The organism is Streptomyces sp. STAM6 (assembly GCF_054963715.1).
On the sequence record NZ_JBUEFZ010000005.1, the window covers coordinates 21,398 to 45,885 of the forward strand.

Consider the following 24,488-nt stretch of genomic DNA (forward strand, 5'->3'; position numbering starts at 1 on the left):
CTCGCCGTCGTTTCTGTGCCGCTTGCTGTGCGCCAGCGGTGTTCCGCCGTCTCTTAAGGGGTACTACGCCACGTCACGCTACAGCCTCCGCGCGCCGTCCCGGTTCGAGATGGACCGGCCATCCAACCCGTTCCACATACACCTGTGCAAATTCCATGCTTGTCCCGTTCGGGTCCCGTAACACTTCCGAGACGCTTCTTGTGCGTACGGTCACGGAACGGGCACCTGGCTTGACGTGTCCGTGCCCTGGGGCAGACTTGGCCCGTAAATACGGATCACCGCGGCCACGCGCGCGCAGGGGGAGCACGAAATGAGCCAGGGCCAGGACGGCGCACAGGGCCGCTATGCGGGCGGTTCGGTGGCGGGCGGCCGGTACCAGCTGCGCGACCTCCTCGGCGAGGGCGGCATGGCGTCCGTATATCTGGCGTACGACAGCGCCCTGGACCGACAGGTCGCCATCAAGACGCTCCACACCGAACTCGGGCGCGAGCAGTCGTTCCGTGAGCGCTTCCGGCGGGAGGCGCAGGCCGTCGCCAAGCTGCAGCACACCAATATCGTCTCCGTGTTCGACACCGGCGAGGACGACCTCGGCGGTGCGCTCATGCCGTACATCGTCATGGAGTACGTGGAGGGCCAGCCCCTCGGTTCAGTGCTGCAGGCGGACATCCAGCAGTACGGGGCGATGCCGGCCGACAAGGCCCTGAAGGTGACGGCCGATGTGCTGGCCGCGCTGGAGACCAGCCATGAAATGGGCCTGGTCCACCGTGACATCAAGCCGGGCAACGTCATGATGACCAAGCGCGGCGTGGTCAAGGTGATGGACTTCGGCATCGCCCGGGCCATGCAGTCGGGCGTCACCTCGATGACGCAGACCGGCATGGTGGTCGGCACCCCGCAGTACCTGTCGCCCGAGCAGGCGCTGGGACGCGGCGTCGACGCGCGCTCCGACCTGTACTCGGTCGGCATCATGCTCTTCCAGCTCCTGACGGGCCGTATCCCGTTCGACGCGGACTCACCGCTGGCCATCGCGTACGCCCACGTACAGGAGGAGCCGGTCGCTCCGTCCTCCATCAACCGTTCGGTCACCCCGGCGATGGACGCGCTGGTCGCGCGGGCCCTGAAGAAGAACCCGAACGAGCGCTTCCCGAGCGCCGCCGCGATGCGCGACGAGTGCCTGCGGCTGCTGTCGGCAGGCCAGACGGGCGCGCCCGTCATCGTGCAGGGCGCGCCGCACACGAACAGCGGTGCGGGCGTGGGCTCGGCGGTCTTCCCGCCGATCGACCAGACGACGCCGGCGCCCGGCCCGCACGGCGTTCAGACGCCGTACCAGCCCCAGCCGGGCCCGTACGGTCCCCCGACCCCGGCCCCCACGCCCACGCCGGCGCCGACGGCCGGATACGGCTACCCGCAGCAGGCCCCGACGCCGGCCCCGGCCCCCGCCTACCAGACGCACGCGGCCGCCCCGTCGCCGTACACCGCCTCGGCCCAGTCGTCCGGCAGCGGCGGCAAGGGGAACATGCCGGTGATCATCGGCGCGATCGTGGTGGTGCTGATCGCCATCGGCGGTGTCATCACGGCCATCTCGCTCAGCGGTGACGACGACCCGGGCAACGAGGCGAACGGTGGCGGCAGCACCGCATCGGCGGACCCGGAGCACAAGGGCCCGGACATGAGCAAGACGATCGAGACCAAGGCCTGCACGGAGCCGCGCGAGGGCGACGACCCGGAGAAGTTCGAGGTACCGGACTTCCGCTACAAGAACATCCAGTCGGTCAAGGCGTGCATCCAGGCCGCGGGCTGGAAGATCAAGGCCGAGCAGCCGGTGGACGAGAACCTCTACGGCGAGGGCGCGATCATGTCGCAGTACCCCACGGAGGGTACGGAGGTCACCAAGGACGACGCGGAGTTCACCCTCCAGGTCTCCACCGGAAACCCGGCTTCCTGAGCCTTTCCGGGGAGGTCTCCGAGGGTCTCCCCGGGCCTGCGAGGCGTCGCTGCCCGAGATGCCGTGATGCATCCCTTATGTGACGCTGACTCCGTTGTTCCGGCCCAAGGCCCTTCGGCGGCTCCGCACGGGAGGGGGTCACCAGGTGACTCCAAGACACTGCTCGTGGTGCGCGGTCTCGATCGCGTCGCTGCTCCTGCTGGCCGCCCCGCTCGCACCGGTCGCGTACGCGGAGGAGAGCGAGGCGCCCGAGCCCGGGTCCAGCAGCAGTCCGTCCCCGGGCGAGCGGCCCTCTCCGGTGCGCCCCACACTCGGTCGGCCCAGTCCCTCCGTGGAGGAGGCCGAGCCGGATGCCGCGTCGGGCCCGCCCGGGTCCGCGCCTCCCCCGTCCGTCGCGCGGCCCCCGGTGGCCACCCGGACGCCGTCGCTGGCCGGGCGGCCGGCCGGCGAGGGCCGCCTGCGCCCGGGGCGCAGTCTGCCTCCCTCGGTGAGCGATTCGGCTCCCGATCCGGCGGACTCGCCCGACGCGGCGGACTCCTCTCGTACCAAAACGGCAACAGCGCTGCCGCCGTACGCGGACGACGAGACGGCGGCGGACGCGGTACCGGAGACGGAGACTCCGGCAGGGCACGTTCCCGGGCACACGCCGCCCGCCGCCGCGTACGAGCCGGCCGCGCAGGCCGCGGAGACGGCCGCTGACCGGCAGATTCCCGTTCTCACACTCGGTGTGGGGCTTTCCCTGATGGGTCTCGGGCTGGGTTTCCTCGGCGTGCGGATGCGGCGCCGCTGAGCGTCGCCGTCCTCCTTGAGACGGACCCCGCACGTCCCTCCGAGGTCGCTTGTCCGGCCCGGCATACTCGGTATACATACTGAGTATGTCCATCCGACACGGGCTTCTCGCCCTCCTCGAACGCGGTCCGCGTTACGGCTCTCAGCTCCGTACGGAGTTCGAGTCGCGTACGGGCTCCACCTGGCCGCTCAACGTCGGCCAGGTCTACACGACGCTCAGCCGTCTGGAGCGCGACGGCATGGTCGCGCAGAGCGGCGAGGACGACGCCGGTCACGCGCTCTACGTCATCACCGACGCCGGCCGCCACGAGCTCAGGAACTGGTTCGAGAAGCCGGTCGACCGCACCAGCCCTGCGCGGGACGAACTGGCCATCAAGCTCGCCATGGCGGTGGGCGCACCCGGCGTGGACATCCGTGCGGTGATCCAGTCCCAGCGGCACCACACGGTCAAGGCGATGCAGGACTACACCCGCCTCAAGGCACAGGCGATCACCGCTCTGGAGAGCGGTGCCTCGCAGGAGCGGGACGACGTGGCCTGGCTTCTGGTCCTGGAGCAGCTGATCTTCCAGACCGAGGCCGAGGCACGCTGGCTCGACCACTGCGAGGCCCGGCTCATCCGGCTCTCGATCGCCGCCGCCCGTTCGGAGAACACCCGGACCGAGGCCCATGGGGAGGCCACACCCCCGCCCGTGCCGTCCCCGGCAGAGGAAATGACCGACCTCAGCCGGTCCTCGCAGCGCTGAGCCTTGCGGCGGGTGCCCGCACCGCCGCCTACTTCACCCGGTCGCTCGTCCGGCCGGAATCCGCTTGTACACCCGCTCCGTACGTCCAGGTACACGTACGCCCAAGGGGGGACCCCTCTCCATGTCACCTTTGTCTTCACAGCCGCCTCACCAGGCACAGAAGTCACAGCAGTCGCGGAAGCCCGTGCTCCAGCTCCAGCAGCTGACGCGTGTGCACGGCACCGGCGCCACCGAGGTCCACGCGCTGCGCGGTATCGACCTCGACGTCTTCCCCGGTGAGCTCGTGGCCGTCATGGGCCCCTCGGGCTCCGGCAAATCCACGCTCCTCACGATCGCCGGCGGCCTGGACACCCCCACCTCCGGCCGGGTGATCGTCGAGGACACCGACATCACGACCGCGGACCGCAAGACGCTCGCCGCACTGCGCCGCCGCAGCATCGGATACGTCTTCCAGGACTACAACCTGATCCCCGCCCTGACGGCCGCCGAGAACGTCGCCCTCCCCCGTGAGCTCGACGGAATCTCCGCCCGCAAGGCGCGCGGCGAAGCCGTCGCCGCGCTGGAGGAGATGGACCTCGGTCACCTCGCCGACCGCTTCCCCGACGAGATGTCCGGCGGTCAGCAGCAGCGGGTGGCGATAGCCCGCGCCCTGGTGGGCGAGCGGCGACTGGTCCTGGCCGACGAGCCCACCGGGGCCCTGGACTCCGAGACCGGCGAGTCCGTGCTCGCCCTGCTGCGGTCCCGCTGCGACGCGGGCGCCGCCGGTGTCCTCGTCACCCATGAGCCGCGCTTCGCCGCCTGGGCCGACCGGGTGGTCTTCCTGCGCGACGGCGCGGTCGTCGACCAGACGATCCGCAGCGACGCCGACTCCCTCCTCTCGGGTCAGGCGGCCGAGCGGTGACGAACTGGTTCCACTCCTGGCGCGCCGCGGTGCGTATCGCCCGCCGCGACGCCTGGCGCTTCAAAGGGCGCAGCTTCCTCGTCCTCGCGATGATCGCCCTGCCGATCCTCGGTGTCAGCGCCGTCGACCTCACCCTGCGCAGTTCCGAGCTGTCTCCCCAGGAAAGTCTGGCCCGCTCCATCGGTGCCGCCGACGCGCGGCTCTCCGACGCGGACACCGGTGGGGTGGCGATCGACCAGCACCCCAGTGGCGACTACTCGGCGCCCGTGGGCGACTACGAGAACAAGCCGTGGCCCGAAGGCAAGACGGACGTCAAGAAGGCGTTCCCGGCGAACGCCACGGTCCTGGAGGACTCGACCGGCTCCACGAAGCTGCGCACCGCGCACGGTCTGCTCCACACCGAGATCCGCGAGCTGAAGGCCGCCGACCCGATGGCCAGGGGCATCATGACCCTGCTGAACGGCCGGTTCCCCTCGAAGGGCGACGAGGTCGCCGCGAGCTCGCACTTCCTGGAGGTCAGTGGGCTGGAGATCGGCTCGACGCTCACCGCGCGCGGCTTCCCGCGTGAGTACCGCATCGTCGGCTCGTACGAGCTGCCGGACAACCTCACCGCCGACCAGGTCAACGCGTTGCCCGGATCCTTCCTCGACCCGCTGGACAAAGCGCTCACCGCGGGCGGCTCGCACGGTCCGGGCAAGGACACCACGTACCTGCTGGGCCTTCCCGGCTCGGAAGGTTTCACGTGGAACGCGGTCAAGGAGATCAACAAGAAGGGCGTGATCGCGGTCTCCCGAGCGGTCACGCTCGACCCGCCCGCCAAGTCCGAGGTCCCGCTGTTCCAGCGGGAGGGCTGGGGCGACTACACCACCAGCGAGGGCGCCCGGGCCGCCGAGCTCGCGGCCATCGGCACGATCGTCGGTCTCGCGATGCTGGAGATCTGTCTGCTGGCCGGCCCGGCCTTCGCCGTGGGCGCCCGCCGCTCGCGCCGCCAGCTCGGGCTCGTCGGCGCCAACGGTGGCGACCGCCGCCACATCCGGGCGATCGTGCTGGCCGGCGGCCTGGTCATCGGTCTCGCCGCGGCCGTCGTCGGCACCCTCCTCGGTCTCGTCCTCACCTTCGCGCTGCAGCCGGTGCTGGAGGAGCACCTGGGGCAGCGGTTCGGCAGCTTCGACGTCCGGCCGCTGGAGTTGCTCGCGATCGGGCTGCTGGCGGTGCTGACCGGTCTGGCGGCCGCGATCGTGCCGGCCATCACCTCCTCCCGGCAGACGGTGCTCGCCTCTCTGACCGGTCGCCGGGGAGTGCGCCGCAGCAACCGGGTCCTGCCCGTCATCGGTCTTGTGGCGGCCCTGCTGGGTGCGGCGATCGCCGTGTACGGATCGCTGGTCTCGGACGAGTTCATCATCGTCGCGGGTGGCAGTGCTCTCGCCGAGCTGGGTGTGGTGGCGATGACACCCGCCCTGGTGGGGCTCTTCGGGCGCACCGGCCGCTGGCTGCCGCTGTCGCCGCGGCTGGCCCTGCGGGACGCCGTGCGCAACCGGGGGCGTACGGCTCCCGCCGTCGCCGCGGTGCTGGCCGCCGTCGCCGGCACCGTGGCCGTGGCCACCTACTCGGCGAGCGACGACGCCCAGCAGCGGGCGGCCTACGAGGCCCGGCTGCCGCACGGCGCGGTGTCCGTGACGCTCGACGAGGACGGCGGCCGGGACGTGCCCGCGGTGCGCGAGGCGGTGCGGAAGAACCTGCCGGTCGACGTGGAGGCCGAGCTGAGCCGGATCGTGGCCGGCAAGTCCAACTGCTCCATGTACTCGGACGGTGACGGCTGCGGCCGTAGCGAGATCATCATCCCCAAGGCGAACCAGTGCCCGCTGTGGGCGGTCAATCCGGACGGCTCGGATCCGTCGGAGAAGTACAGCAAGGAGGAGCGGCGCAAGCTGGCCAAGGACTGGCGATGCCAGAACATCGCGGGGTCGGCCCCCACCGACACCGGTCTGGTGGTCAGCGACGGCAAGCTGCTGAAGGTTCTGGGGATCGACGACCCGAAGGCCGAGAAGGCCCTCGCCGAGGGCAGGATCGTTTCCTTCGCCAAGCCCCAGGTCGACAACAAGGGCACACTTTCCATCCGGCTGATCACGGACACGGAGAAGGCGGATCGCGCGACCGAGCGGGGCAAGGAGCCCCCGGGTGAGGTGAAGACGTTCGGGACGTACCAGGCTCCCGAGGGGACCAACTCGTACGGCATCACGGCGATTCTCTCGCCCGCCGCGGCGACGTCCGCGGGTATCAAGGCGGTGCCGCTCGGTTCGTACTTCTCCACCGGCGAGATGCCCACCAGCGAGCAGCGGCAGCGGCTCGACGGCGACATGGCCAAGACCGGCAGCTCCGCCGACCTGCATGTGGAGGAGGGCTTCACCAGCAAGAACAGCATCGTGCTGCTGTCGCTGACCGTCTTCGCCGGGCTGATCACCATCGGTGCCGCCGGTATCGCGACGGGTCTCGCCCAGGCCGACGCGGAGGCCGACCTGAAGACGCTGTCCGCGGTCGGCGCGCCGCCCCGGGTGCGGCGGACGCTGAGCGGGTTCCAGTGCGGCGTGGTCGCCGTGATGGGTGTGCTGCTCGGCTCCGCGGCCGGTGTGCTGCCCGCGATCGGCCTGCGGCTGACCGAGCGCCGCGGGCAGATGAGGTTTTACGAGGAGGCGCTCGACCAGGGCTGGGGCATCGGCGAGATGCCGCACGTGCCGATCATCGTCCCTTGGGAGACGCTGGCCGCTCTGTTGGTCGCCGTCCCGTTGGGCGCGGCGCTCCTGGCGGCCCTCGTCACCCGTTCGCGCGGGGCGGTGGCCCGCCGCGAGGCGACGTAGCGGCGGGCCGTCCAGGAGCTCCGGGCAGGCTCCGAGGGTTCCCGGGAAGGCCGCCGGAGACACTCCGGAGTGGTTGTGTCCCCGTACGAGGGTGGATCACCGTCGTACGGGGGCACACCGTGTGATGACGCACCTGTGCGAGAGAATGGGCGGCATGGAGATGCCGAGGAATGAACGGTCGCAGGAGAGCCCCCACATCCTGGTCGTGGGACAGGACGGAATGGCGCTCGGCGGCGGTGACGGTGACGACGAGTCGCGCGAGGTCCCGGTGACGGAGATGGTCGAACAGCCTGCGAAGGTCATGCGCATCGGCAGCATGATCAAGCAGCTTCTTGAAGAAGTCCGCGCGGCACCTCTCGACGAGGCCAGCCGTGTCCGGCTCAAGGAGATCCACGCCAGCTCCGTAAAGGAGTTGGAGGACGGCCTGGCGCCGGAACTCGTGGAGGAACTCGAGCGCCTCTCGCTCCCCTTCACGGACGAGGCCATCCCCTCCGAGGCCGAACTGCGCATCGCGCAGGCCCAGTTGGTGGGATGGCTGGAGGGCTTGTTCCACGGCATTCAGACGGCGCTGTTCGCCCAGCAGATGGCGGCGCGCGCGCAGCTGGAACAGATGCGCCGTGCCCTTCCGCCGGGTGCGCCGCACGATGACGACGACGATCGCGGCCATGGCGCGATCAGGTCGGGCCCCTACCTGTAAAGCCCCACCCGCCCGGCCCGGCACACCGTATGGGTGTGCCGGGCCCAGCCCTGTCAGGACCGGTACGGCCGTGGGAACACGGTCGCCCGGTCCGGCTCAGCGCGTGGTCAGCAGGACCTTGCCCACATGGCTGCTCGCCTCCAGCGTGCGGTGGGCCTCGGGAGCCCGGCTCATCGGGAAGACGGAGTCCACCACCGGGCGGACGACGCCACTGCCGAACAGCGGCCATACGTGCTCGCGCACCGCGGCGATGATGGCCGTCTTCTCCTCCAGCGGTCGCATCCTCAGCGACGTCGCCGTCACCGCCGCCCGCTTGGCCAGCAGAGCGCCCAGGTTCAACTCGCCCTTCACCCCACCCTGCAGGCCGATCACCGCGAGCCGTCCGTTGACCGCGAGCGCCTTCACGTTCCGGTCCAGGTACTTCGCACCGACGATGTCGAGGATGACGTCCGCCCCGGCTCCGTCCGTCGCCTTCTTCAGCTCCTCGACGAAATCCTGCTCGCGGTAGTCGATCAGGATGTCCGCGCCCAGCTCGGCACAGCGTGCGAGCTTCTCCGGGCCGCCCGCCGTCACCGCCACACGGGCGCCCACCGCCTTGGCGAGCTGGATCGCCATCGTGCCGATACCGCTCGCCCCGCCGTGCACCAACAGCGTCTCGCCGGGGCGCAGATGCGCCACCATGAAGACGTTGGACCACACCGTCGCGGTCACCTCGGGCAGCGCCGCCGCGGTCACCAGGTCCACGCCCTCCGGCACCGGCAGAAGCTGTCCGGTCGGCACGGCGACCTTCTCCGCGTATCCGCCGCCCGCGAGCAGTGCGCACACCTCGTCGCCCAAGGCCCACCCCGATACTCCCGGGCCCAACGCGGCGATACGGCCGGAGCATTCGAGGCCCGGATAGGGGGACGAGCCGGGCGGCGGATCGTAGTAACCCTGCCGCTGAAGCAGATCGGCTCGGTTGACGGCGCTCGCCACCACCTCGACGAGGACCTCGCCCTCCGCGGGCACGGCGTCGGGCACCTCGGCCCAGACGAGCGCGTCGGGACCACCGGGTTCCGGAATCGTGATCGCATGCATGGCGGCGAGGCTACTCCGGGTGCGGACCGGTGGGAGCCGCGGTTCACCGCCGTGGTGCGGGAGTTCAGGACCCGGGCAGTATCAGCTGGAACAGACCGTCCGTGGCCTCTCCCTCAGGGCGCCTGAGGGAGAGGCCGGCATGATCCACCGGTCAGTCACGAGTCAGTCGGAGTGGTCAGCGGGGTGACCACCTGCTGTGCGCGGACGATGGTGATCACCCGGTCCGTCAGCTGCAGCGGGCTGGCCGCCGGGTCGTCGTAGCCGAGCAGCCGGTGCCCGCGCAGCACACTGACCACCAGGTCGTCCGTCTCCCGGACGCTCTTGCCCACCTCGGCCTTTATGACCGGCCGTTCGATGAGGTCGAGCCCGCTGCCCTGCTGGATCAGGTCCTCCATGACGGTGCCCGCGCTGGGGCTGAGCACCGACAGACCGAGGAGCCGGCCGGCGGCGCTGGCACTGGTGATGACCGCGTCGGCGCCCGACTGCCGCAGCAGGGGGGCGTTCTCCTCCTCGCGTACGGCGGCGACGATCTTCGCTCCGCGGTTGAGCTGCCGAGCCGTCAGCGCCGTCAGCACGGCCGTGTCGTCGCGCTGGGTCGCGATGACGATCTGACGCGCCCGCTGCACCTCGGCCCGCAGCAGCACATCACTGCGGGTCGCGTCGCCGACGACACCCGTGAAACCGTCCGCGTTCGCCGCCTCGATCACCTTGTTGCTCGGGTCGACGATGACGATCTGTTCCTTCTTCAGACCAGTCGCACACAGCGTCTGGATCGCCGACCGGCCCTTTGTGCCGAAGCCGATGATGACGGTGTGGTCGCGCAAGGTGGACCTCCAGCGATTGAGCCGCCACTCCTCCCGGGTGCGCTCCGTGAGCACTTCGAGAGTGGTACCGACCAGGATGATCAGGAACAACACGCGCAGTGGCGTCACCAGCAGCACATTGACGAGCCGGGCACTGTCGCTGTGCGGGACGATGTCGCCGTACCCCGTGGTCGACAGGGTGACGGTGGCGTAGTAGATGGCGTCGAGCAGGTCGACGCTGCCGTCGGCGTTGTCGTGATAGCCGGCGCGATCAATCGTCACGATGATCACGGTCAGCACGAGCACGCCCAGGGCCATCAGCAGCCGCTTGCCCACCTGGCGGAGCGGACGCTCGACCACCCGACGCGGCAGCATCACCCGGCTGGTGACCAGCTGTTCTTCGGCCCGGCGGGCCATCGCGTCATGGCCTGGCAGTTTCACGTGAAACACCCTTCGGTGGTCGCTGCCCAGGGCAGATCGAGGATCTCCAGCGGGTCGTCCGGCCGGGCGCCGCCCGGGGGCACGACGGCGAGCCCCGCGGCGGCCGCGATTCCGCGCAGCATGGCCGGACCGTTGTAGTGCAGGGGCACGACCCGCCCGGCCCGGTGGACGACCGGCACCAGGCGGGTGTCGTGGGGATGGCCGTGCACCTCGTCCCGTACGGGTACGCGATACGGCTCCGGGGCACGGCGGTCGGCGAGCCCCCACAACAGCGGTGCGGCGAGGGTGAGGAGCCCGGAGACGGCGGCGAGCGGGTTACCCGGGAGCCCCACGAGGTGCTTCCCGGGAGCGAGGCGGGCCAGCAGCATCGGGTGCCCCGGCCGCACCTTGACGCCGTCGACGAGCAGGGTGCCGCCGGCCTTCCGGAGGACGGGATGAACGTGGTCGACGGGTCCCGCGGCCGTGCCACCGGTCGTGATCACCACATCCGCCTCCGATTCCGTCACCGCCGCGTACAGTGCGTCGGCATCGTCGGCGATCCGGCGGGGAGTGCCGGCGTGCGCGCCCAGGGTGCCCAGCCACGGGCCGAGCATGGGGCCCAGCGCGTCCCGGATGAACCCGTCGCGCGGAAGTCCGGCGGTGAGCAGCTCGTCGCCGAGCACCAGCACATCCACGCGGGGCCGCTCCACCGTGCGCAGCTCGTCGTACCCGGCGGCCGCGGCCAGCCCCAGAACGGCGGGCGTGACGGGAGTGCCGACCGGCAGCAGCTGATCGCCCGACCGGCATTCCTGCCCGCGCGGCCGGATGTCCTGTCCGGGCGTGACCTTCCGCTCGGCATAGAGCTGGCCGCCGGCATCCGTGCGGGAGTGCTCGCTGCGGATGACGGCCGTGGTGTCCGGCGGGACGCGGGCGCCGGTCGCGATACGGACGGCGGTCCCGTCGGGCAGCGCCTCCGCCTCGGCGTGGCCGGCGAGGATCGAGCCGAGCGCGCGCACGGTCCACGGGCCGGGCCCGGCGACCGCCCAGCCGTCCATCGCGGAGGTGTCGAACGACGGAAGGTCGGTCAGTGCGGTGAGCGGCTCGGCGAGCACCCGCCCGAGCGCCTGGTCGAGGGGGACGGGCCGGGAGCGGAGCGGAACCACCCTGCCGGCCCGTGCGGCGACGGCCCGGGCGTCGGCCCAGGGCATGGCGCGGTGCCGCTCCGGCCTGCTGGTCGGCGATCCGACCAGAGCGAGGGCCTCGGCGACTCCGTCGTCCTCGCGGTCGGTCATTCCCCTTCGGCCTCTTTCGCCCAGCGCTCGGCGAGCGCGGCGGCCTTGCGAGCCGCTTCGGCCACGGCCTCGGTTCCGTCCCCGCCCGCCTTGGCGGCCGCGTAACCGACCAGGAACGTGGTGAGGGGCGCGGCGGGGCGGGCTACGCCGTGCGCCGCGTCGCGGGCCAGGTCGAGCAGGAGGGCGGTGTCGACGTCCAGTTCGATGCCCAGTTCGGCCTTGACTGCGGTGATCCATTCGTCCAGCACGTTCTCATGCTCCCTGATGCGGGCCCGGGCCGTTGCAATGTCCTCCCAGGTGTCGCAGTCGAAGACGGCGAGTGGCCGGGCGTCGATCCGGGCGAGATCCAGTTGCTGTGTCAGCGACCGCAGCGGCAACCCGGACAAGCCGTCCTTCTCCGTCGCCAGCAAGGCGAGTTCACGCCGCAGTGCCTCCGTACGGTATGCGGCGACGAGCGGCTGGTCGCGGCCGCCCGGGTCCACGGAGAGGACGCCTTCGGCGTTCGTGTCCGCGAGCGCCTCGATCAACTGCCGTACGCTGCCGCCCTCCAGGAACGGCAGGTCCCCACTGAGCACGACCACGGTGTCCGCCTCGATGTGGCCGACACCGGCCGCGAGCGCTGCCAGCGGCCCGCCACCGGGCGGCTCCTCACGCGCCCACACCACGGGACGCACGGTGGCCCGGCGTCCGCCGACGACAACGGTGCGCCCGGCGTCCCGGCAGGCGTCCAGCACCCGGTCGAGCAGGGCCCGCCCGCCCACGCTCACCGCGGGCTTGTCCACGCCGCCGAGCCGCGTGGCGGCACCCCCGGCGAGAACGACGACATCGAATCGGGTCACGCACTCAGTATGATCCGCCGCCTCTCACGAGGACGGGGCGCCCCGGTGAACCCGGGCCGAAAGAACCGCGGCGGAGGCGCCGAGGGGTGCACGGGCCGCGCGCGGTCCGCCTGACGAGGCGAGCGCGGGGGCGGGCGGTGGGCGTGGGCGTGGGTGCGCGGGGCGGGGGGCGTGGGGCGCGGGGCCGCACGGGGCGGGGCACTGGTCCGGGGGGGCCTGGGCGCGCGGGGCTGCCCGGGGGCGGGGCACTGGGTGCGGGGGGCTTGGGTGCGGGGGCCGCACGGGGCGGGGCACTGGTCCGGGGGCGCGGGCGGGCGGGGCCGCCCGGGGGCGAGGCACTGGGTGCGGGGGGGCGTGGGCGCGGGGCCGCCCGGGGCGAGGCACTGTCGTGCGGGGGCTTGGGTGTGGGGGGCCGCACGGGGGCGCGGGGCCTGCCCGGGCGCACAGGCCGCGGGGGGGCGCGGGTCACCGGGCCCGTGGTCACCAGGCCCGCGGAGCACAGGCGCGTGGGCCGGGAGGCTCGGAAGCAACCCATGGCGCGCGGGGCCCGTGAGGCGCGGGGCCGGGACATCCGGGACACGACCCGGAGGCCGGGACACGACCCGGGGGGCCGGGACACGGGGCCAGGGACGCCCGGGCCCCGGCCCGGGTGCCCGGGCCGGGGTCCGCGCGACTAGAGCGTCCGCAGAAGCACCGCCGGCTGTTCCACGCAGTCCGCCACGTACCGCAGGAAGCCCCCGGCCGTCCCTCCGTCGCACACGCGGTGGTCGAACGTCAGCGACAGCTGAACGACCTGGCGGACGGCCAGCTCGCCCTGGTGCACCCATGGCTTGGGGACGATGCGCCCCACCCCGAGCATGGCCGCCTCCGGGTGGTTGATGATCGGTGTCGAGCCGTCGACGCCGAACACCCCGTAGTTGTTCAGGGTGAACGTCCCCCCGGTCAGGTCCGCCGGGGTCAGCGACCCCGCCCTCGCCTTCTCCGTCATCCGGGCGAACTCCGCCGACAGCGACTCCGCGGTCCGCCCGTCGGCGTCGCGCACCACCGGGACGACCAGCCCACGGTCCGTCTGAGCGGCGAATCCGAGGTGCACCTCCGGGAGGCGGACGATCTCCCGCGCCTCGGTGTCCACCGTCGCGTTCAGCTCCGGGAAGCGGGCGAGGGCGGCGGTGCAGATCCGGGCCAGCAGCGCGATCACGGAGATCTTCGGACCGCCGGCCGCGTTCATCGCGGCGCGCGCGGCCATGAGCTCCGTGGCGTCCGCGTCGACCCAGCAGGTCGCGTCCGGGATCTCCCGGCGGCTGCGGGACAGCTTGTCGGCGACCGCCCCGCGTACCCCGCGCAGTGGCACCCGCTCGACCGCCGGGGCGGTGGTGCCGGCGGAGGCCGCCGTGGTCCGGGTGGTGGCTGCGGGCGCGGCAGCGGCTGCCGAGGGGCCGGTGGGGGCCGCCAGTGCGCGCTCGACGTCCCCGCGCAGGATCAGCCCCTCCGGGCCTGAACCCTGCAGCGTCCGCAGATCGAGGCCGTTCTCGCGGGCCAGCTTCCGCACGAGCGGGGAGATGACCGGCACCGGCCCGGTGTGCGCCGCGGCGGCCACGGAAGCCGCCGGGGGCGCAGGGGTGGGGGCCGTGGGGGCCGGGGTCACGACGGCGGGCGGGGCCTTCGCGGCGGCGGCCGGGACCGTGTCCCGGCGCACCCGGCGGCGCCTCGCCGCGGGCGCCCCGGTGCCGTACCCGACGAGTACGTTCCCGGAGCCCTCGTCCGACACTGCGGGCGGCGGGCCGGCCGACGATGCGCCCGGAGCGGCAACCGGCGAGTCCACCGGCACCGACGTGGCGCCGACCGCCACGGTCAACAAGGGGGCGCCGACGGGAAGTTCCGTGCCCTCCTCGCCGAACCGGGCGGTCACCACGCCCCCGTACGGGCACGGCACCTCGACCATCGCCTTGGCCGTCTCGACCTCGACGACCGGCTGGTCGATGGCGACGACGTCACCGACGTTGACCAGCCACTTGACGATCTCGGCCTCGGTGAGGCCCTCACCGAGGTCCGGCAGCCTGAACTCGAGCACCTGGGCCATCAGCTCCCCGCCTCCCACTGCAGCCGCGCGACCGCGTCCAGCACCCGGTCCACACCCGGCAGGTGGTGCCGCTCCAGCATCGGCGGCGGGTAGGGGATGTCGAAGCCGGCGACCCGCAGCACGGGCGCCTCCAGGTGGTGGAAGCACCGCTCCGTGATCCGCGCGGCGATCTCGCCCCCGGGACCACCGAATCCGGTCGACTCGTGGACGACGACCGCGCGTCCCGTTCGCCGGACGGACGCGCAGACCGTCTCGTCGTCGAAGGGCACCAGCGACCGGAGGTCGATCACTTCGAGGTCCCAGCCCTCGGCGCGGGCCGCTTCCGCGGCCTCCAGACACACGGGCACGGACGGCCCGTACGTGATCAGGGTGGCGCTGGTTCCCGCGCGCCGCACGACCGCGCGGCCGATCGGCTCGACCTCGGTCGGCGCGTCCGGCGACCACTGGGCCTTGGACCAGTAGAGCCGCTTCGGCTCCAGGAAGACGACGGGGTCGTCGGAAGCGATGGCGGCACGCAGCAGCCCGTACGCGTCGGCGACCGTCGCGGGCGTGACGACATGGAGCCCCGGAGTCGCCATGTAGTACGCCTCGGACGAGTCGCTGTGGTGCTCGACACCGCCGATTCCGCCGCCGTACGGCACCCGCACGACCAGCGGCAGCGGCATGGCTCCGCGGGTGCGGTTGCGCATCCGCGCGACATGGCTGATGAGCTGCTCGAACGCCGGGTAGGCGAAGGCGTCGAACTGCATCTCGACGACCGGCCGCAGTCCGTACATGGCCATGCCGACGGCGGTTCCCAGGATGCCGGCCTCGGCGAGCGGGGTGTCCGTGCAGCGGTCCTCGCCGAACTCCTTCGCGAGGCCGTCGGTGACCCGGAAGACGCCGCCGAGTGTGCCGACGTCCTCGCCCAGCACGTGTACCGAGGGGTCCTCGGCCATCGCGTCGCGCATGGCGCGCTGCAGCGCCTGCGCCATCGTGGCGGGCTTGACTGCCACGGTCGTCATCGCACGTCACCTTCCGCTTCCGCCGCCAGCTCGGCGCGCAACTGATCCGCCTGTTCCCGCAGTTGCGCGGTCTGCTCGGCATAGACGTGCGCGAACAGGTCCATCGGGTCGAGCCGCGCGTCGGCGTTCATCCCCTCCCGCAGCCGGGCGGCCATCGTCTCGGCCTGCTCGGCCACCTCGCGTATGCCGTCCTCGTCGAGGAGCCCTCTTTCCGTCAACTCTCGCTCCAGCAGGCGGATGGGGTCGTGTTCACGCCAGGCCTCGACCTCGTTGTCAGCGCGGTAGCGGGTCGCGTCGTCGGCGTTGGTGTGGGCGTCGATGCGGTACGTCACCGCCTCGACGAGCGTCGGTCCGCCGCCGCGCCGGGCGCGGGCCACCGCCTCGGAGAGCACCTGGTGCACGGCGGCCGCGTCGTTGCCGTCGACCAGCCGGCCGGGCATGCCGTATCCGACGGCCTTGTGGGCCAGGGAAGGGGCGGCGGTCTGCTTGGCCAGCGGGACGGAGATCGCGAAACCGTTGTTCTGCACGAGGAAGACGACGGGGGCCTGCCACACAGCCGCGAAGTTGAGGGCCTCGTGGAAGTCGCCCTCGCTGGTGCCACCGTCTCCGACGAGGGCGAGCGCGACGACGTCGTCGCCCTTGAGGCGTGCGGCGTGGGCCAGGCCCACGGCGTGCGGCAGCTGGGTCGCGAGAGGGGTGCACAGGGGGGCGATGCGGTGCTCGTGCGGGTCGTACCCGGTGTGCCAGTCGCCCCGCAGCAGAGTCAGCGCCTGGACGGGGTCGAGGCCCCGGGCGACCGCGGCGAGGGTGTCGCGGTAGGACGGAAAGAGCCAGTCCCGCTCCTCCAGCACGAGGGCGGCGGCCACCTCACAGGCCTCCTGCCCGGTGCTCGACGGGTACACCGCGAGCCGGCCCTGCTTGGTGAGGGCCGTCGCCTGCACGTTGTACCGGCGGCCGCGCACCAGCTCGCCGTAGAGCCGGCGCAGCAGCTCAGGGGCGAAGGCGGCCGCGGCGTCCGTGCCGAGCACGCGATACGGCTCGGGGTCCGGGAGCAGCGGTGCGGGGTCGGTGCGCGGCTTCCATGCCGGGGGCGGGGTTGGCCGGTAAGAAGCGGCACCAGGCAGCTCTTGGACCGTCATGACAGCACCTCCTCGTGGGAGCGGGCATAAGACCCGGAGTGGACCCGAAGGCGGACGCGGCTGTGACGCGCCTCACCTACCGATTGTTCGGTCGTGGACGCATTTTGGCTACAGGCGCCTTCACCCTGTGGACAAACGGTTCTCCACAGCCTGGGATAGAGGCAGGTCGTCCATCGAAGAGAGGCGGGGGGACGTGACAGCTGAACAAATGGCCGACGGCCGGGAGCCCGCGGTACCGGGCGCCGGGCAGGAACCGCCGCCGCGGCCGCTGGACGCGATCGACCGCGACATCCTCCGGATCCTCCAAACGGATGGCCGCGCGTCGATACGCTCCGTGGCCGAGCGTGTCCATGTGTCACGGGCCAACGCCTATGCGCGGATCAACCGGCTGATCGAGGACGGCGTGATCCGCGGCTTCACCGCACGGGTGAACCACGAGCGGGCGGGTCAGGGCGCTTCGGCGTACATCACGCTCAAGATCGTGCAGAACTCCTGGCGCACGGTGCGGGAGCAGCTGCGGGCGCTGCCGGGTGCCGCGCACATCGCTCTGGTCAGCGGGGACTTCGATGTGCTGCTGCTGGTGCACACGCCGGACAACCGGACGCTGCGCGAACTCGTCCTGACCAAGCTCCAGTCGATCCCCGAGGTGCTCTCGACGCGCACCCTGCTGGTCTTCGAGGAGACGGATCTGAACCGGCGGGTCCTGACGGACGAACTCTGAGGACCGACCCGGGCCGCGCCGACCGGCGCGGGCGTGTCGGCGCCGGCCCCCGGACGAACCCCGAGGGCCGGCCGGCTCGCGGCGGCCCCTGAGCAGGCACACGACAACGACCGGCGCCGGGCCGGGGAACCGCGCCGGGCCGGGGGACAGTGCCAGGCGAGAGGGACCGCGCCGGGCCGCAGGACGGGGCGGGACCTGCCGGAAAAGCGGGCTGCCGCCGAGGCCCGCTCGCGCAGACAGGGCGGCGCACGCCGGGAAGGCGGGCGGGCCGCAGAGGCGCTACGGCGTCGTACGCAGCCCGTCGAAGGCGAGGTGGACGACCGTGTCGGCGACCTGCCGGCGCTCGGCGGTCGCGCCGGGCTGCGGGCGATACCACTCGACCAGTGAATTGACCATGCCGAACAGCAGCCGCGTGGCCAGGCGTATGTCCACGTCGTCGCGCAGGTCGCCGTCGGCGGCGGCCGCCTTCAGGAGATCGGCGACGCGGTGGTCGAATTCGCGGCGGCGTTCCAGTGCCCAGCGCTCGGTCTTGGTGTTGCCCCTCACCCGCAGCAGCAGGGTCACGTAGGGCAGTTCGTCCATCAGCACCTCGACGGTGCGCCGGGTCACGTACTCGACCCGCTCGATGGGCCGGCCCCGTGCGGCCCCGGGTTCGTCGAGGACGGCGAAGAGCCCGTCAAGGGCCCGGCTGACGGCGCGCCGCAGGAGCTCTTCCTTGCCCGCGACATGGTGATAGATGGAGGACTTGGAGATGCCGGCCGCCTTGGAGAGGTGCTCCATGGAGGTGCCGTCGTAGCCGCGCTCGTTGAAGACCCTGACGGCCACGGACAGCAGCGTCTCGGGGGTGTAGGTGTCGCGCCTGGCGGTGGTCATCGGCTGTCCCGGCCCTTCGTCGCGGCCTGCTCCTCGTACGCCTTGCGCATGACGCCCAGGCAGGGGGCGTAGCGACCGTTCGGGAAGCGCTCGTGCAGTGCGCGGAGTAGTCCCGCCACGGTTTCGTAGCCCACCAGGGCGCCCCACTCCAGCGGGCCGGCGGGGTAGTTGACGCCGAGGCGCATGGCCGTGTCGATGTCCTCGGCGGAGGCGACGCCCCGCTCGACGGCGTCCACGGCGAGGTCGACCAGCATGGCGACGGTCCGGGCCACGATCATGCCCGGAACGTCGCCGATCACCGTGACGTCCTTGCCCAGGGCCTGGAAGAGGCCGATGGCCTCGCGGAGGGCCGCGGGCGAGGTGGTGGGAGCGGTGGAGAGGGCGATCCGGGTCGCCTTGGTGTAGTCGTGGGCGAGATCGAAGTAGATGATCTCCTCGCCCTCGTACTCGAAGACGGTCTCGCCGTCCGCGAGGCCCAGCTGCGCGCCGCCCGGGAGGGTGAGGTGCGTGCCGCGCTTCCTGCGCCGGACCTTGATGCCGGCCTGTTCGATCAGGGCGACCAGGGGCTCGGCGTGGCCGAGGTGGCCGTGGACGGTGACCTCCGCGGGGGCCGGGGCGGGCTCCTCGGTGCGCGGGCGGGGCCGCTCCGAGCCCTGGGCGTACGGGTACCAGCCGTGACCCGTCTTCCGGCCCAGGCGGCCGGATTCGACCAGGCGCCGCTGGGCGAGGGACGGGGTGAACTTCGGGTCCTGGTAGAAGGCCTCCCAGACGGACCAGGTGACGGCCTCGTTGACGTCCTGTCCGATCAGGTCGGTCAGTTCGAAGGGGCCCATCCGGAAGCCGCCGCACTCACGCAGGACGGCGTCGATGGTGGCGGGATCGGCGGCCCGCTCCTCGTAGAGCCGCAGCGCCTCGGCGTAGAAGGGGCGGGCGATGCGGTTGACGATGAAGCCGGGGGTGTCGGCGCAGCGCACCGGCGTCTTGCCCCACCGCTGGGCCGTCGCGTACGCGCGCGTGGCGGCGTCGTCGTCGGTCGCGAAGCCACTGACGATCTCGACCAGCGGCAGCAGCGGCGCCGGGTTGAAGAAGTGCATGCCGACGAACCGGCCCGGCAGACGCAGGGCCCCGGCGATGGCGGTGACGGAGAGCGAGGAGGTGTTGGTGGCGAGCAGGCAGTCGTCGGAGACGATCTTCTCCAGCTCGGCGAAGAGCTCCTGCTTGACGGGGAGCTGCTCGACGATCGCCTCGATCACGAGCGCGGCGTCGGCGAGGTCCGCGAGACGCTCCGCTTCGAGCAGGCGTTCTGCCGCGCCGTCGCGCTCCTCGGGGGCCAGGCGCCCCTTCTCGACCAGGCGGTCCAGCCGCGCCGTGATGGCGCCGGCGGCCTGCCGCGCCCGGTCGGGCTCGGTGTCGTAGAGGCGGACGGGGTGGCCTGCGAGAAGCGCGACCTGGGCTATGCCCTGGCCCATCGTGCCGGTGCCCACGACGGCGACGGCGCGCCCCTGTGCGACGGCCTTGGTCTCGGTCATGACAGTGATCCTCCCCGATGAGTTTTCCACAGGTTCGGGAGGCCCCCTTGTCCCGACCGATCGTTCGGTTACTCTAGCTCTGTCCGCCTGTCCCTGCCCAGCTCGACGAGGAGTTGGTCCGTCATGGCCGCCGCTCAGCTCACCACCGACCACCTGACCGAGAGGCACCGGCCCACACTCGACCAGGCCCTCGAAGCGATCCGCACCCGTGCCTACTGGTCCCCGCACCCCGAGCACCCGAAGGCGTACGGGGAGAACGGCTCGCTGAGCGCCTCCGACGGCCTCGATGCCCACAAGGCCGTGCTCGGCACCCGCTTCGAGCTCGACCAGCCCGGCACCGACGACTGGACGGGCGGCGAGGTGTCTCCGTACGGCCCGCAGCTGGGCGTCGAGTACCCGCACGCGAACCTGGACGTCCTGCTGCCCGCCATGCGCGCAGGGATGGCCGGATGGCGTGACGCCGGACCGGAGGTCCGCGCCCTGGTGTGCCTGGAGATCCTTTCCCGCATCAGCGCCCGTACGCACGAATTCGCACACGCCGTGATGCACACCAGCGGCCAGGCCTTCATGATGGCCTTCCAGGCGGGCGGCCCCCACGCCCAGGACCGCGGCCTCGAAGCGGTGGCGTACGCGTACGCGGAGCAGGTCCGCACCCCGCTGGTCGCGGACTGGTCCAAGCCGCAGGGCAAGCGGGACCCGCTGGAGCTGCGCAAGGGCTTCACCCCGGTCGGCCGCGGGATCGCGCTGCTGATCGGCTGCAACACCTTCCCGACGTGGAACGGCTACCCCGGCCTGTTCGCCTCGCTGGCCACCGGCAACCCGGTGCTGGTCAAGCCGCACCCGCGCGCCGTCCTCCCGCTGGCGCTGACGGTCAAGGTCGCCCGCGAGGTGCTCGCCGAGGCCGGCTTCGACCCGAACCTGGTGGCGCTGGCCGCCGAGCGCCCCGGCGAGGGCATCGCCAAGGAGCTGGCGGTCCGCCCCGAGATCCGGATCATCGACTACACCGGCTCGACCTCGTTCGGCGACTGGCTGGAGGCCAACGCGCGACAGGCGCAGGTGTACACGGAGAAGGCGGGCGTGAACACCGTCGTCGTCGACTCCACCGACGACTACAAGGGCATGCTCTCCAACCTGGCGTTCTCGCTCTCGCTGTACAGCGGCCAGATGTGCACCACCCCGCAGAACCTGCTCATTCCGCGTGACGGCATCTCGACCGACGCAGGCCCCAAGTCGTACGACGAGGTCGTCGCCGACCTCTCGGCCGCGGTGGGTGGCCTGCTCGGCGACGACGCCCGGGCGAACGCCCTGCTGGGCGCGCTGGTGAACCCGGACGTGAAGGCGCGGCTGGAGGCGGCCGCCGGGCTCGGCGAGGTGGCCCTGGCCTCGCGCGAGGTCGCCAACCCCGACTTCCCGGACGCCGTCGTCCGCACCCCGGTCATCGTCAAGCTGGACGGCAGCAAGCCGGACGACGAGGCGGCGTACATGTCGGAGTGCTTCGGCCCGGTCTCCTTCGCCGTCTCGGTCGAGTCGACCGCGGACGGGCTGGAGCTGCTGCGGCGCACCGTGCGGGAGAAGGGCGCCATGACGGTCGGCGCCTACACCACCTCGAAGGACACCGAGCGCGCGATCGAGGAAGTCTGCCTGGAGGAGTCGGCGCAGCTGTCGCTGAACCTGACGGGCGGGGTGTACGTCAACCAGACCGCGGCGTTCTCCGACTTCCACGGCTCGGGCGGCAACCCGGCGGCGAACGCGGCCCTGTGCGACAGCGCCTTCGTGGCCAACCGCTTCCGGGTCGTCGAGGTCCGGCGCCAGGCCTGACGGCATCTGCCCGGCCGGGCCCGTGTCCCGCACACGGCCCCGGCCGGGCCATCCCTTCCGGATGTTCCCGGCCTTGATCAGCGGAACGTACTAGGGCGTGTCGGTGATCTCCGCGTACCGCTGCACCCAGGAGTGCATGGCGATCGCGGCGGCCGCGCCGGCGTTGATCGAGCGGGTCGAACCGAACTGGGCGATCGAGCAGACCATCGAGGCGTATTTCCGTGCCTCCTCGGTCAGGCCGGGCCCTTCCTGGCCGAACAGCAGCACACAGCGGCGCGGCAGCTCGGTCCGCTCCAGGGGCACGGCACCCGGCAGGTTGTCGATCCCGATGATCGGCAGTCCCTCGGCGGTGGCCCACGCGGTCAGCGACTCGGTGTCCGGGTGGTGGCGCACATGCTGGTAGCGGTCGGTGACCATCGCTCCGCGCCGGTTCCACCGGCGGCGGCCGACGATGTGGACCTCCTTGGCCAGGAAGGCGTTGGCGGTCCGGACGACCGAGCCGATGTTGAAGTCATGGCCCCAGTTCTCCACGGCCACGTGGAAGTCGTGGCGGCGGGTGTCCAGGTCCGCGACGATCGCCTCACGCTTCCAGTACCGGTACTGATCGACCACATTGCGCCGGTCTCCCCCGGCGAGCAGGTCGGGGTCGTACCGCTCGCCCTGCGGCCACGGCAGAGGGTGTGGACCGACGCCGACCTCGGGGCCGTAACCGTCGTCGTACTGAAGCGGCTCGCCCATGGGGGCGTCCGTCCGGGTCTCGCTGCTCACCCGACGAGAGTACGTGGAGCCTGCTCCTCGGGCGCACGTCGCCGACCGGGCACCACCACCCGGGCTCGGGGCAGCAGCCGGTCCCGGCCGCGGCGGACGCGGGCACCGAGCCAGAGCAGGAAGACCGTGGGCAGGAAGACGGCATCCGCGGCGATCATCGCGAGCGAGAAGAACGGCAGCCCCAGCAGCAGCGCGATGCCCGCGTGCTCCAGCATCATCGCGACCAGCAGCACGTTCTTCACCCTGCGGTTGAAGAGCGTGAACGGGAACGCGACCTGCACGATGACCGTGCCGTAGGTGAGCACCATGACGACGATGCCGCTGCCGGCGAGCAGGTCGGAGAGGAACGGCCAGGGGGTGAAGTAGTCGAGCTTGAGCGGGTAGTAGAGCGCGGTGCCGTCCTGCCAGCGGCTGCCCTGGATCTTGTACCAGCCGGCCGTCGCGTAGATGAGGCAGACCTCGGCCATGATCACGACGAGCGTGGCGTTGTGGGCGAGGTTGGCGAGGACGTCGAGCAGCACTCGCGGCTGGCCGGGGGCATGGCGGCACACCAGCCACCACAGTCCCTGGGACACCCACAGCAGCCAGAGCAGGACCAGTATCCAGACCTCTCCGGTCCTGTCGATGAAGACGGTGGCCGCCAGCACGCCGAAGCCGAGCACGGTCCACAGCACCGGCCCCACGGTGTCGCGTACGGGCCCGGGGCGCGCGGCCCGGCGGGCGTCCAGCGACCACACCTGGCCGCAGCGCGTCAGGACCAGGTAGATCGCCATCAGGTGGATGACGTTGTCTCCGCCGTCGCCCATGAAGATGGAGCGATTCTGCAGCGACAGCACGCCCACCATGAAGAGCACGGACATGGTGCGGGTCCGCCAGCCGACCAGCAGCAGGGCGCTGGAGAGCAGGGCGAGGCCGTACACGATCTCGAACCAGACCACGCTGTCGGACCACATCAGCAGCGTGAAGGAGTGGTTGTTGCCTATGAGCTCCTGGCCCATGTCCCAGGACCAGGGGCCTTCGGGTCCGTAGAGCTCGCGCCGGTGGGGGAGCTCGAAGAGCAGGAAGACGAGCCAGGCGGCGGCGAAGCCGATACGGACGACGGCCGCCTGGTACGGGCCGAGGGCCAGGGCGGTGATGTTCTGGATGCCGCGGGCCAGGCGGCGGTCGAGCGGCTGGCGCTTGGCGCGGTTCTCGTTCACTTCGCCGCCTCCTCACGGCCGCCGGTCACGCCGCCGGGCAGGTCGGCCGCGGTCACGGTCCACCAGGGGAGCACCCGGTAGTAGGCCCGGGTGTCGGCCTTCTCCTCGCTCCAGACGGGGGCGCTGACGCCCTGGGTCGAGGACCGCAGCTGGATTCGTTCGATCTGACCGCCCAGCTGGTGCTTTTCGAGGCGCAGCATCGCGATGCGCCGGATGTAGCGCTCGGAGAGCCGGCCGCGCAGTCCGGTGGAGCGGTTGTCGTCCGTGTGCGTGTTCACGTAGAAGTCCCAGCCCCGGCGGAGTTCGTTCTGGTTCACATGGCTGGGGAAGAGATTGCCGCGGATCGCCGCGCCGTCGTCGGCGGACAGATTGATCCACCCGGTGGTCCGGCGATCGCCGTCGGCCTCGACGATCTCGGCCCGGGCGTGGACGGAGATGTTCTGCTGCAGGGGGTTGGGGGCGAACAGCTTCCAGTTCTGCTCGAACTCGGGGTAGACCCAGTTGTCGACGGCCTTGCCGTGCTGCTTGGTCACCGTGTTCGACGGGGCGACATGCAGAAAGATCATGGCCAGGTGGACGCAGGCGAAGACGCCGATGACGGCGACGGCCACGGAAGCGACGACCTGGTAGGGCAGTGACAGCGCGGATATGCCCGCCCCGCCGTTTCCGGCCGCGGCCGGGGTGAGGACCGGGGCGGACGCGGGGCCGGGGGCCGGCGCCGCGGTCACACGCGGCTCGGCGGTCGCCTGGGCCGGGACGGTCGCGCCGGGCCAGGGGTCCGGACGAGGGCTCACCCGTTCGGCGGGCGGTTCGGCATCGCCGCCCTCGGCGCCGCTGACGCGTTCGGGGCGCTCGGCACGCCCGCCCTCCTCGTCGTACGAGTCCATCCCGCCCCGATCCCCATCGCTGCACCGAGTTATCCACAGGGTTGACACCATACGGGCCGCCGACTCACCATTGAAGTCATTCAACCGAACGATCGGTCGGTAGGGGGCC

21 protein-coding genes are annotated in these 24,488 nt (G+C 71.8%); 8 read left to right on the plus strand and 13 right to left on the minus strand.

Annotation, left to right across the window (positions count from 1 at the left end):
- Window positions 1–310: 310 nt before the first annotated feature.
- Window positions 311–1,945, plus strand: a complete 1,635-nt coding sequence (locus ACY34K_RS08680; RefSeq protein ID WP_462745536.1) for a protein kinase domain-containing protein — start codon at window positions 311–313, stop codon at window positions 1,943–1,945.
- Between the two features lie 138 nt (window positions 1,946–2,083).
- On the opposite strand, the gene ACY34K_RS08685 is transcribed toward ACY34K_RS08680, so the two are convergent.
- A complete protein-coding gene (locus ACY34K_RS08685; protein WP_462745538.1) occupies window positions 2,084–2,254 on the minus strand; it encodes a hypothetical protein in 171 nt (56 codons plus the stop codon).
- A 178-nt stretch (window positions 2,255–2,432) separates the two neighbouring features.
- On the opposite strand from ACY34K_RS08685, the gene ACY34K_RS08690 reads away from it, so the two are divergent.
- The 5 genes from ACY34K_RS08690 to ACY34K_RS08710 all read left to right on the plus strand — a co-directional run bounded on the left by ACY34K_RS08690 (window position 2,433) and on the right by ACY34K_RS08710 (window position 7,930).
- The gene (locus tag ACY34K_RS08690; RefSeq protein ID WP_462745539.1) at window positions 2,433–2,735 is read left to right on the plus strand and encodes a hypothetical protein; all 303 of its coding nucleotides are present in this window, start codon (window positions 2,433–2,435) and stop codon (window positions 2,733–2,735) included.
- 85 nt (window positions 2,736–2,820) lie between these two features.
- Window positions 2,821–3,477 carry a PadR family transcriptional regulator gene (locus ACY34K_RS08695; RefSeq protein WP_462745540.1) on the plus strand — a complete coding sequence of 219 codons (657 nt, stop codon included), beginning with the start codon at window positions 2,821–2,823 and terminating at the stop codon, window positions 3,475–3,477.
- A gap of 121 nt (window positions 3,478–3,598) precedes the next feature.
- Window positions 3,599–4,378 carry an ABC transporter ATP-binding protein gene (locus ACY34K_RS08700; RefSeq protein WP_462745541.1) on the plus strand — a complete coding sequence of 260 codons (780 nt, stop codon included), beginning with the start codon at window positions 3,599–3,601 and terminating at the stop codon, window positions 4,376–4,378.
- Window positions 4,375–7,233: an ABC transporter permease gene (locus ACY34K_RS08705; RefSeq protein WP_462745542.1), complete on the plus strand. Its 2,859-nt coding sequence runs from the start codon at window positions 4,375–4,377 to the stop codon at window positions 7,231–7,233. The genes ACY34K_RS08700 and ACY34K_RS08705 overlap by 4 nt, the downstream gene beginning before the upstream one ends.
- 154 nt (window positions 7,234–7,387) lie before the next feature.
- A complete protein-coding gene (locus ACY34K_RS08710) occupies window positions 7,388–7,930 on the plus strand; it encodes a bacterial proteasome activator family protein (RefSeq protein ID WP_462745543.1) in 543 nt (180 codons plus the stop codon).
- Window positions 7,931–8,026: 96 nt separating this feature from the next.
- Here the strand turns inward: ACY34K_RS08710 and ACY34K_RS08715 are convergent, their stop codons facing one another.
- The 7 genes from ACY34K_RS08715 to pdhA form a co-directional block, all read right to left on the minus strand.
- Window positions 8,027–9,007 (minus strand): NAD(P)H-quinone oxidoreductase, encoded by a 981-nt coding sequence (locus tag ACY34K_RS08715; protein ID WP_462745544.1) that lies wholly within the window; start codon window positions 9,005–9,007, stop codon window positions 8,027–8,029.
- Window positions 9,008–9,162: 155 nt separating this feature from the next.
- On the minus strand, window positions 9,163–10,227 hold the full coding sequence (locus ACY34K_RS08720) for a potassium channel family protein (RefSeq protein WP_462745837.1): 1,065 nt from the start codon (window positions 10,225–10,227) through the stop codon (window positions 9,163–9,165).
- A 20-nt stretch (window positions 10,228–10,247) separates the two neighbouring features.
- Window positions 10,248–11,522 (minus strand): molybdopterin molybdotransferase MoeA, encoded by a 1,275-nt coding sequence (locus tag ACY34K_RS08725; protein ID WP_462745545.1) that lies wholly within the window; start codon window positions 11,520–11,522, stop codon window positions 10,248–10,250.
- Window positions 11,519–12,361, minus strand: a complete 843-nt coding sequence (locus tag ACY34K_RS08730) for an NTP transferase domain-containing protein (protein ID WP_462745546.1) — start codon at window positions 12,359–12,361, stop codon at window positions 11,519–11,521. Before ACY34K_RS08730 ends, ACY34K_RS08725 begins: the two co-directional genes overlap by 4 nt.
- A 673-nt stretch (window positions 12,362–13,034) precedes the next feature.
- Window positions 13,035–14,441, minus strand: a complete 1,407-nt coding sequence (locus ACY34K_RS08735) for a dihydrolipoamide acetyltransferase family protein (protein ID WP_462745547.1) — start codon at window positions 14,439–14,441, stop codon at window positions 13,035–13,037.
- Entirely contained in the window at window positions 14,441–15,445 is a 1,005-nt protein-coding gene (locus tag ACY34K_RS08740) for an alpha-ketoacid dehydrogenase subunit beta (RefSeq protein WP_462745548.1), read from the minus strand. Before ACY34K_RS08740 ends, ACY34K_RS08735 begins: the two co-directional genes overlap by 1 nt.
- Window positions 15,442–16,584, minus strand: coding sequence for a pyruvate dehydrogenase (acetyl-transferring) E1 component subunit alpha (gene pdhA, locus ACY34K_RS08745; protein ID WP_462745549.1), 1,143 nt, complete (start codon window positions 16,582–16,584; stop codon window positions 15,442–15,444). Before pdhA ends, ACY34K_RS08740 begins: the two co-directional genes overlap by 4 nt.
- Window positions 16,585–16,792: 208 nt before the next feature.
- On the opposite strand from pdhA, the gene ACY34K_RS08750 reads away from it, so the two are divergent.
- Window positions 16,793–17,305, plus strand: a complete 513-nt coding sequence (locus ACY34K_RS08750) for an Lrp/AsnC family transcriptional regulator (protein ID WP_462745838.1) — start codon at window positions 16,793–16,795, stop codon at window positions 17,303–17,305.
- A 279-nt stretch (window positions 17,306–17,584) separates the two neighbouring features.
- Here the strand turns inward: ACY34K_RS08750 and ACY34K_RS08755 are convergent, their stop codons facing one another.
- Together ACY34K_RS08755 and ACY34K_RS08760 are read right to left on the minus strand one after the other, a co-directional pair.
- Window positions 17,585–18,178 carry a TetR/AcrR family transcriptional regulator gene (locus tag ACY34K_RS08755; protein ID WP_462745550.1) on the minus strand — a complete coding sequence of 198 codons (594 nt, stop codon included), beginning with the start codon at window positions 18,176–18,178 and terminating at the stop codon, window positions 17,585–17,587.
- Window positions 18,175–19,707, minus strand: coding sequence for a 3-hydroxyacyl-CoA dehydrogenase (locus tag ACY34K_RS08760; protein ID WP_462745551.1), 1,533 nt, complete (start codon window positions 19,705–19,707; stop codon window positions 18,175–18,177). Before ACY34K_RS08760 ends, ACY34K_RS08755 begins: the two co-directional genes overlap by 4 nt.
- 123 nt (window positions 19,708–19,830) lie before the next feature.
- Here ACY34K_RS08760 and paaN point away from each other — a divergent pair, with 123 nt between their 5' ends.
- On the plus strand, window positions 19,831–21,525 hold the full coding sequence (paaN, locus tag ACY34K_RS08765) for a phenylacetic acid degradation protein PaaN (RefSeq protein ID WP_462745552.1): 1,695 nt from the start codon (window positions 19,831–19,833) through the stop codon (window positions 21,523–21,525).
- Window positions 21,526–21,615: 90 nt separating this feature from the next.
- Here the strand turns inward: paaN and ACY34K_RS08770 are convergent, their stop codons facing one another.
- The 3 genes from ACY34K_RS08770 to ACY34K_RS08780 are packed head-to-tail and all read right to left on the minus strand — an operon-like array spanning window position 21,616 to window position 24,379.
- Window positions 21,616–22,263, minus strand: a complete 648-nt coding sequence (locus ACY34K_RS08770) for a TrmH family RNA methyltransferase (RefSeq protein WP_462745839.1) — start codon at window positions 22,261–22,263, stop codon at window positions 21,616–21,618.
- Between the two features lie 26 nt (window positions 22,264–22,289).
- Window positions 22,290–23,492 (minus strand): HTTM domain-containing protein, encoded by a 1,203-nt coding sequence (locus tag ACY34K_RS08775; protein ID WP_462745553.1) that lies wholly within the window; start codon window positions 23,490–23,492, stop codon window positions 22,290–22,292.
- Entirely contained in the window at window positions 23,489–24,379 is an 891-nt protein-coding gene (locus ACY34K_RS08780; RefSeq protein ID WP_462745554.1) for a DUF5819 family protein, read from the minus strand. The genes ACY34K_RS08775 and ACY34K_RS08780 overlap by 4 nt, the downstream gene beginning before the upstream one ends.
- Between the last annotated feature and the right edge of the window lie 109 nt (window positions 24,380–24,488).

Bases quoted from the DNA above. Each gene is read 5' to 3' on its own strand.
- ACY34K_RS08680 (WP_462745536.1), top strand. From the start codon at position 311: ATGAGCCAGGGCCAGGACGGCGCACAGGGCCGCTATGCGGGCGGTTCG.
- ACY34K_RS08695 (WP_462745540.1), top strand. From the start codon at position 2,821: ATGTCCATCCGACACGGGCTTCTCGCCCTCCTCGAACGCGGTCCGCGT.
- ACY34K_RS08700 (WP_462745541.1), top strand. From the start codon at position 3,599: ATGTCACCTTTGTCTTCACAGCCGCCTCACCAGGCACAGAAGTCACAG.
- ACY34K_RS08710 (WP_462745543.1), top strand. From the start codon at position 7,388: ATGGAGATGCCGAGGAATGAACGGTCGCAGGAGAGCCCCCACATCCTG.
- ACY34K_RS08715 (WP_462745544.1), bottom strand. From the start codon at position 9,007: ATGCATGCGATCACGATTCCGGAACCCGGTGGTCCCGACGCGCTCGTC.
- ACY34K_RS08720 (WP_462745837.1), bottom strand. From the start codon at position 10,227: ATGGCCCGCCGGGCCGAAGAACAGCTGGTCACCAGCCGGGTGATGCTG.
- ACY34K_RS08725 (WP_462745545.1), bottom strand. From the start codon at position 11,522: ATGACCGACCGCGAGGACGACGGAGTCGCCGAGGCCCTCGCTCTGGTC.
- ACY34K_RS08735 (WP_462745547.1), bottom strand. From the start codon at position 14,441: ATGGCCCAGGTGCTCGAGTTCAGGCTGCCGGACCTCGGTGAGGGCCTC.
- ACY34K_RS08740 (WP_462745548.1), bottom strand. From the start codon at position 15,445: ATGACGACCGTGGCAGTCAAGCCCGCCACGATGGCGCAGGCGCTGCAG.
- pdhA (WP_462745549.1), bottom strand. From the start codon at position 16,584: ATGACGGTCCAAGAGCTGCCTGGTGCCGCTTCTTACCGGCCAACCCCG.
- ACY34K_RS08750 (WP_462745838.1), top strand. From the start codon at position 16,793: ATGGCCGACGGCCGGGAGCCCGCGGTACCGGGCGCCGGGCAGGAACCG.
- ACY34K_RS08755 (WP_462745550.1), bottom strand. From the start codon at position 18,178: ATGACCACCGCCAGGCGCGACACCTACACCCCCGAGACGCTGCTGTCC.
- ACY34K_RS08760 (WP_462745551.1), bottom strand. From the start codon at position 19,707: ATGACCGAGACCAAGGCCGTCGCACAGGGGCGCGCCGTCGCCGTCGTG.
- paaN (WP_462745552.1), top strand. From the start codon at position 19,831: ATGGCCGCCGCTCAGCTCACCACCGACCACCTGACCGAGAGGCACCGG.
- ACY34K_RS08770 (WP_462745839.1), bottom strand. From the start codon at position 22,263: ATGGGCGAGCCGCTTCAGTACGACGACGGTTACGGCCCCGAGGTCGGC.
- ACY34K_RS08780 (WP_462745554.1), bottom strand. From the start codon at position 24,379: ATGGACTCGTACGACGAGGAGGGCGGGCGTGCCGAGCGCCCCGAACGC.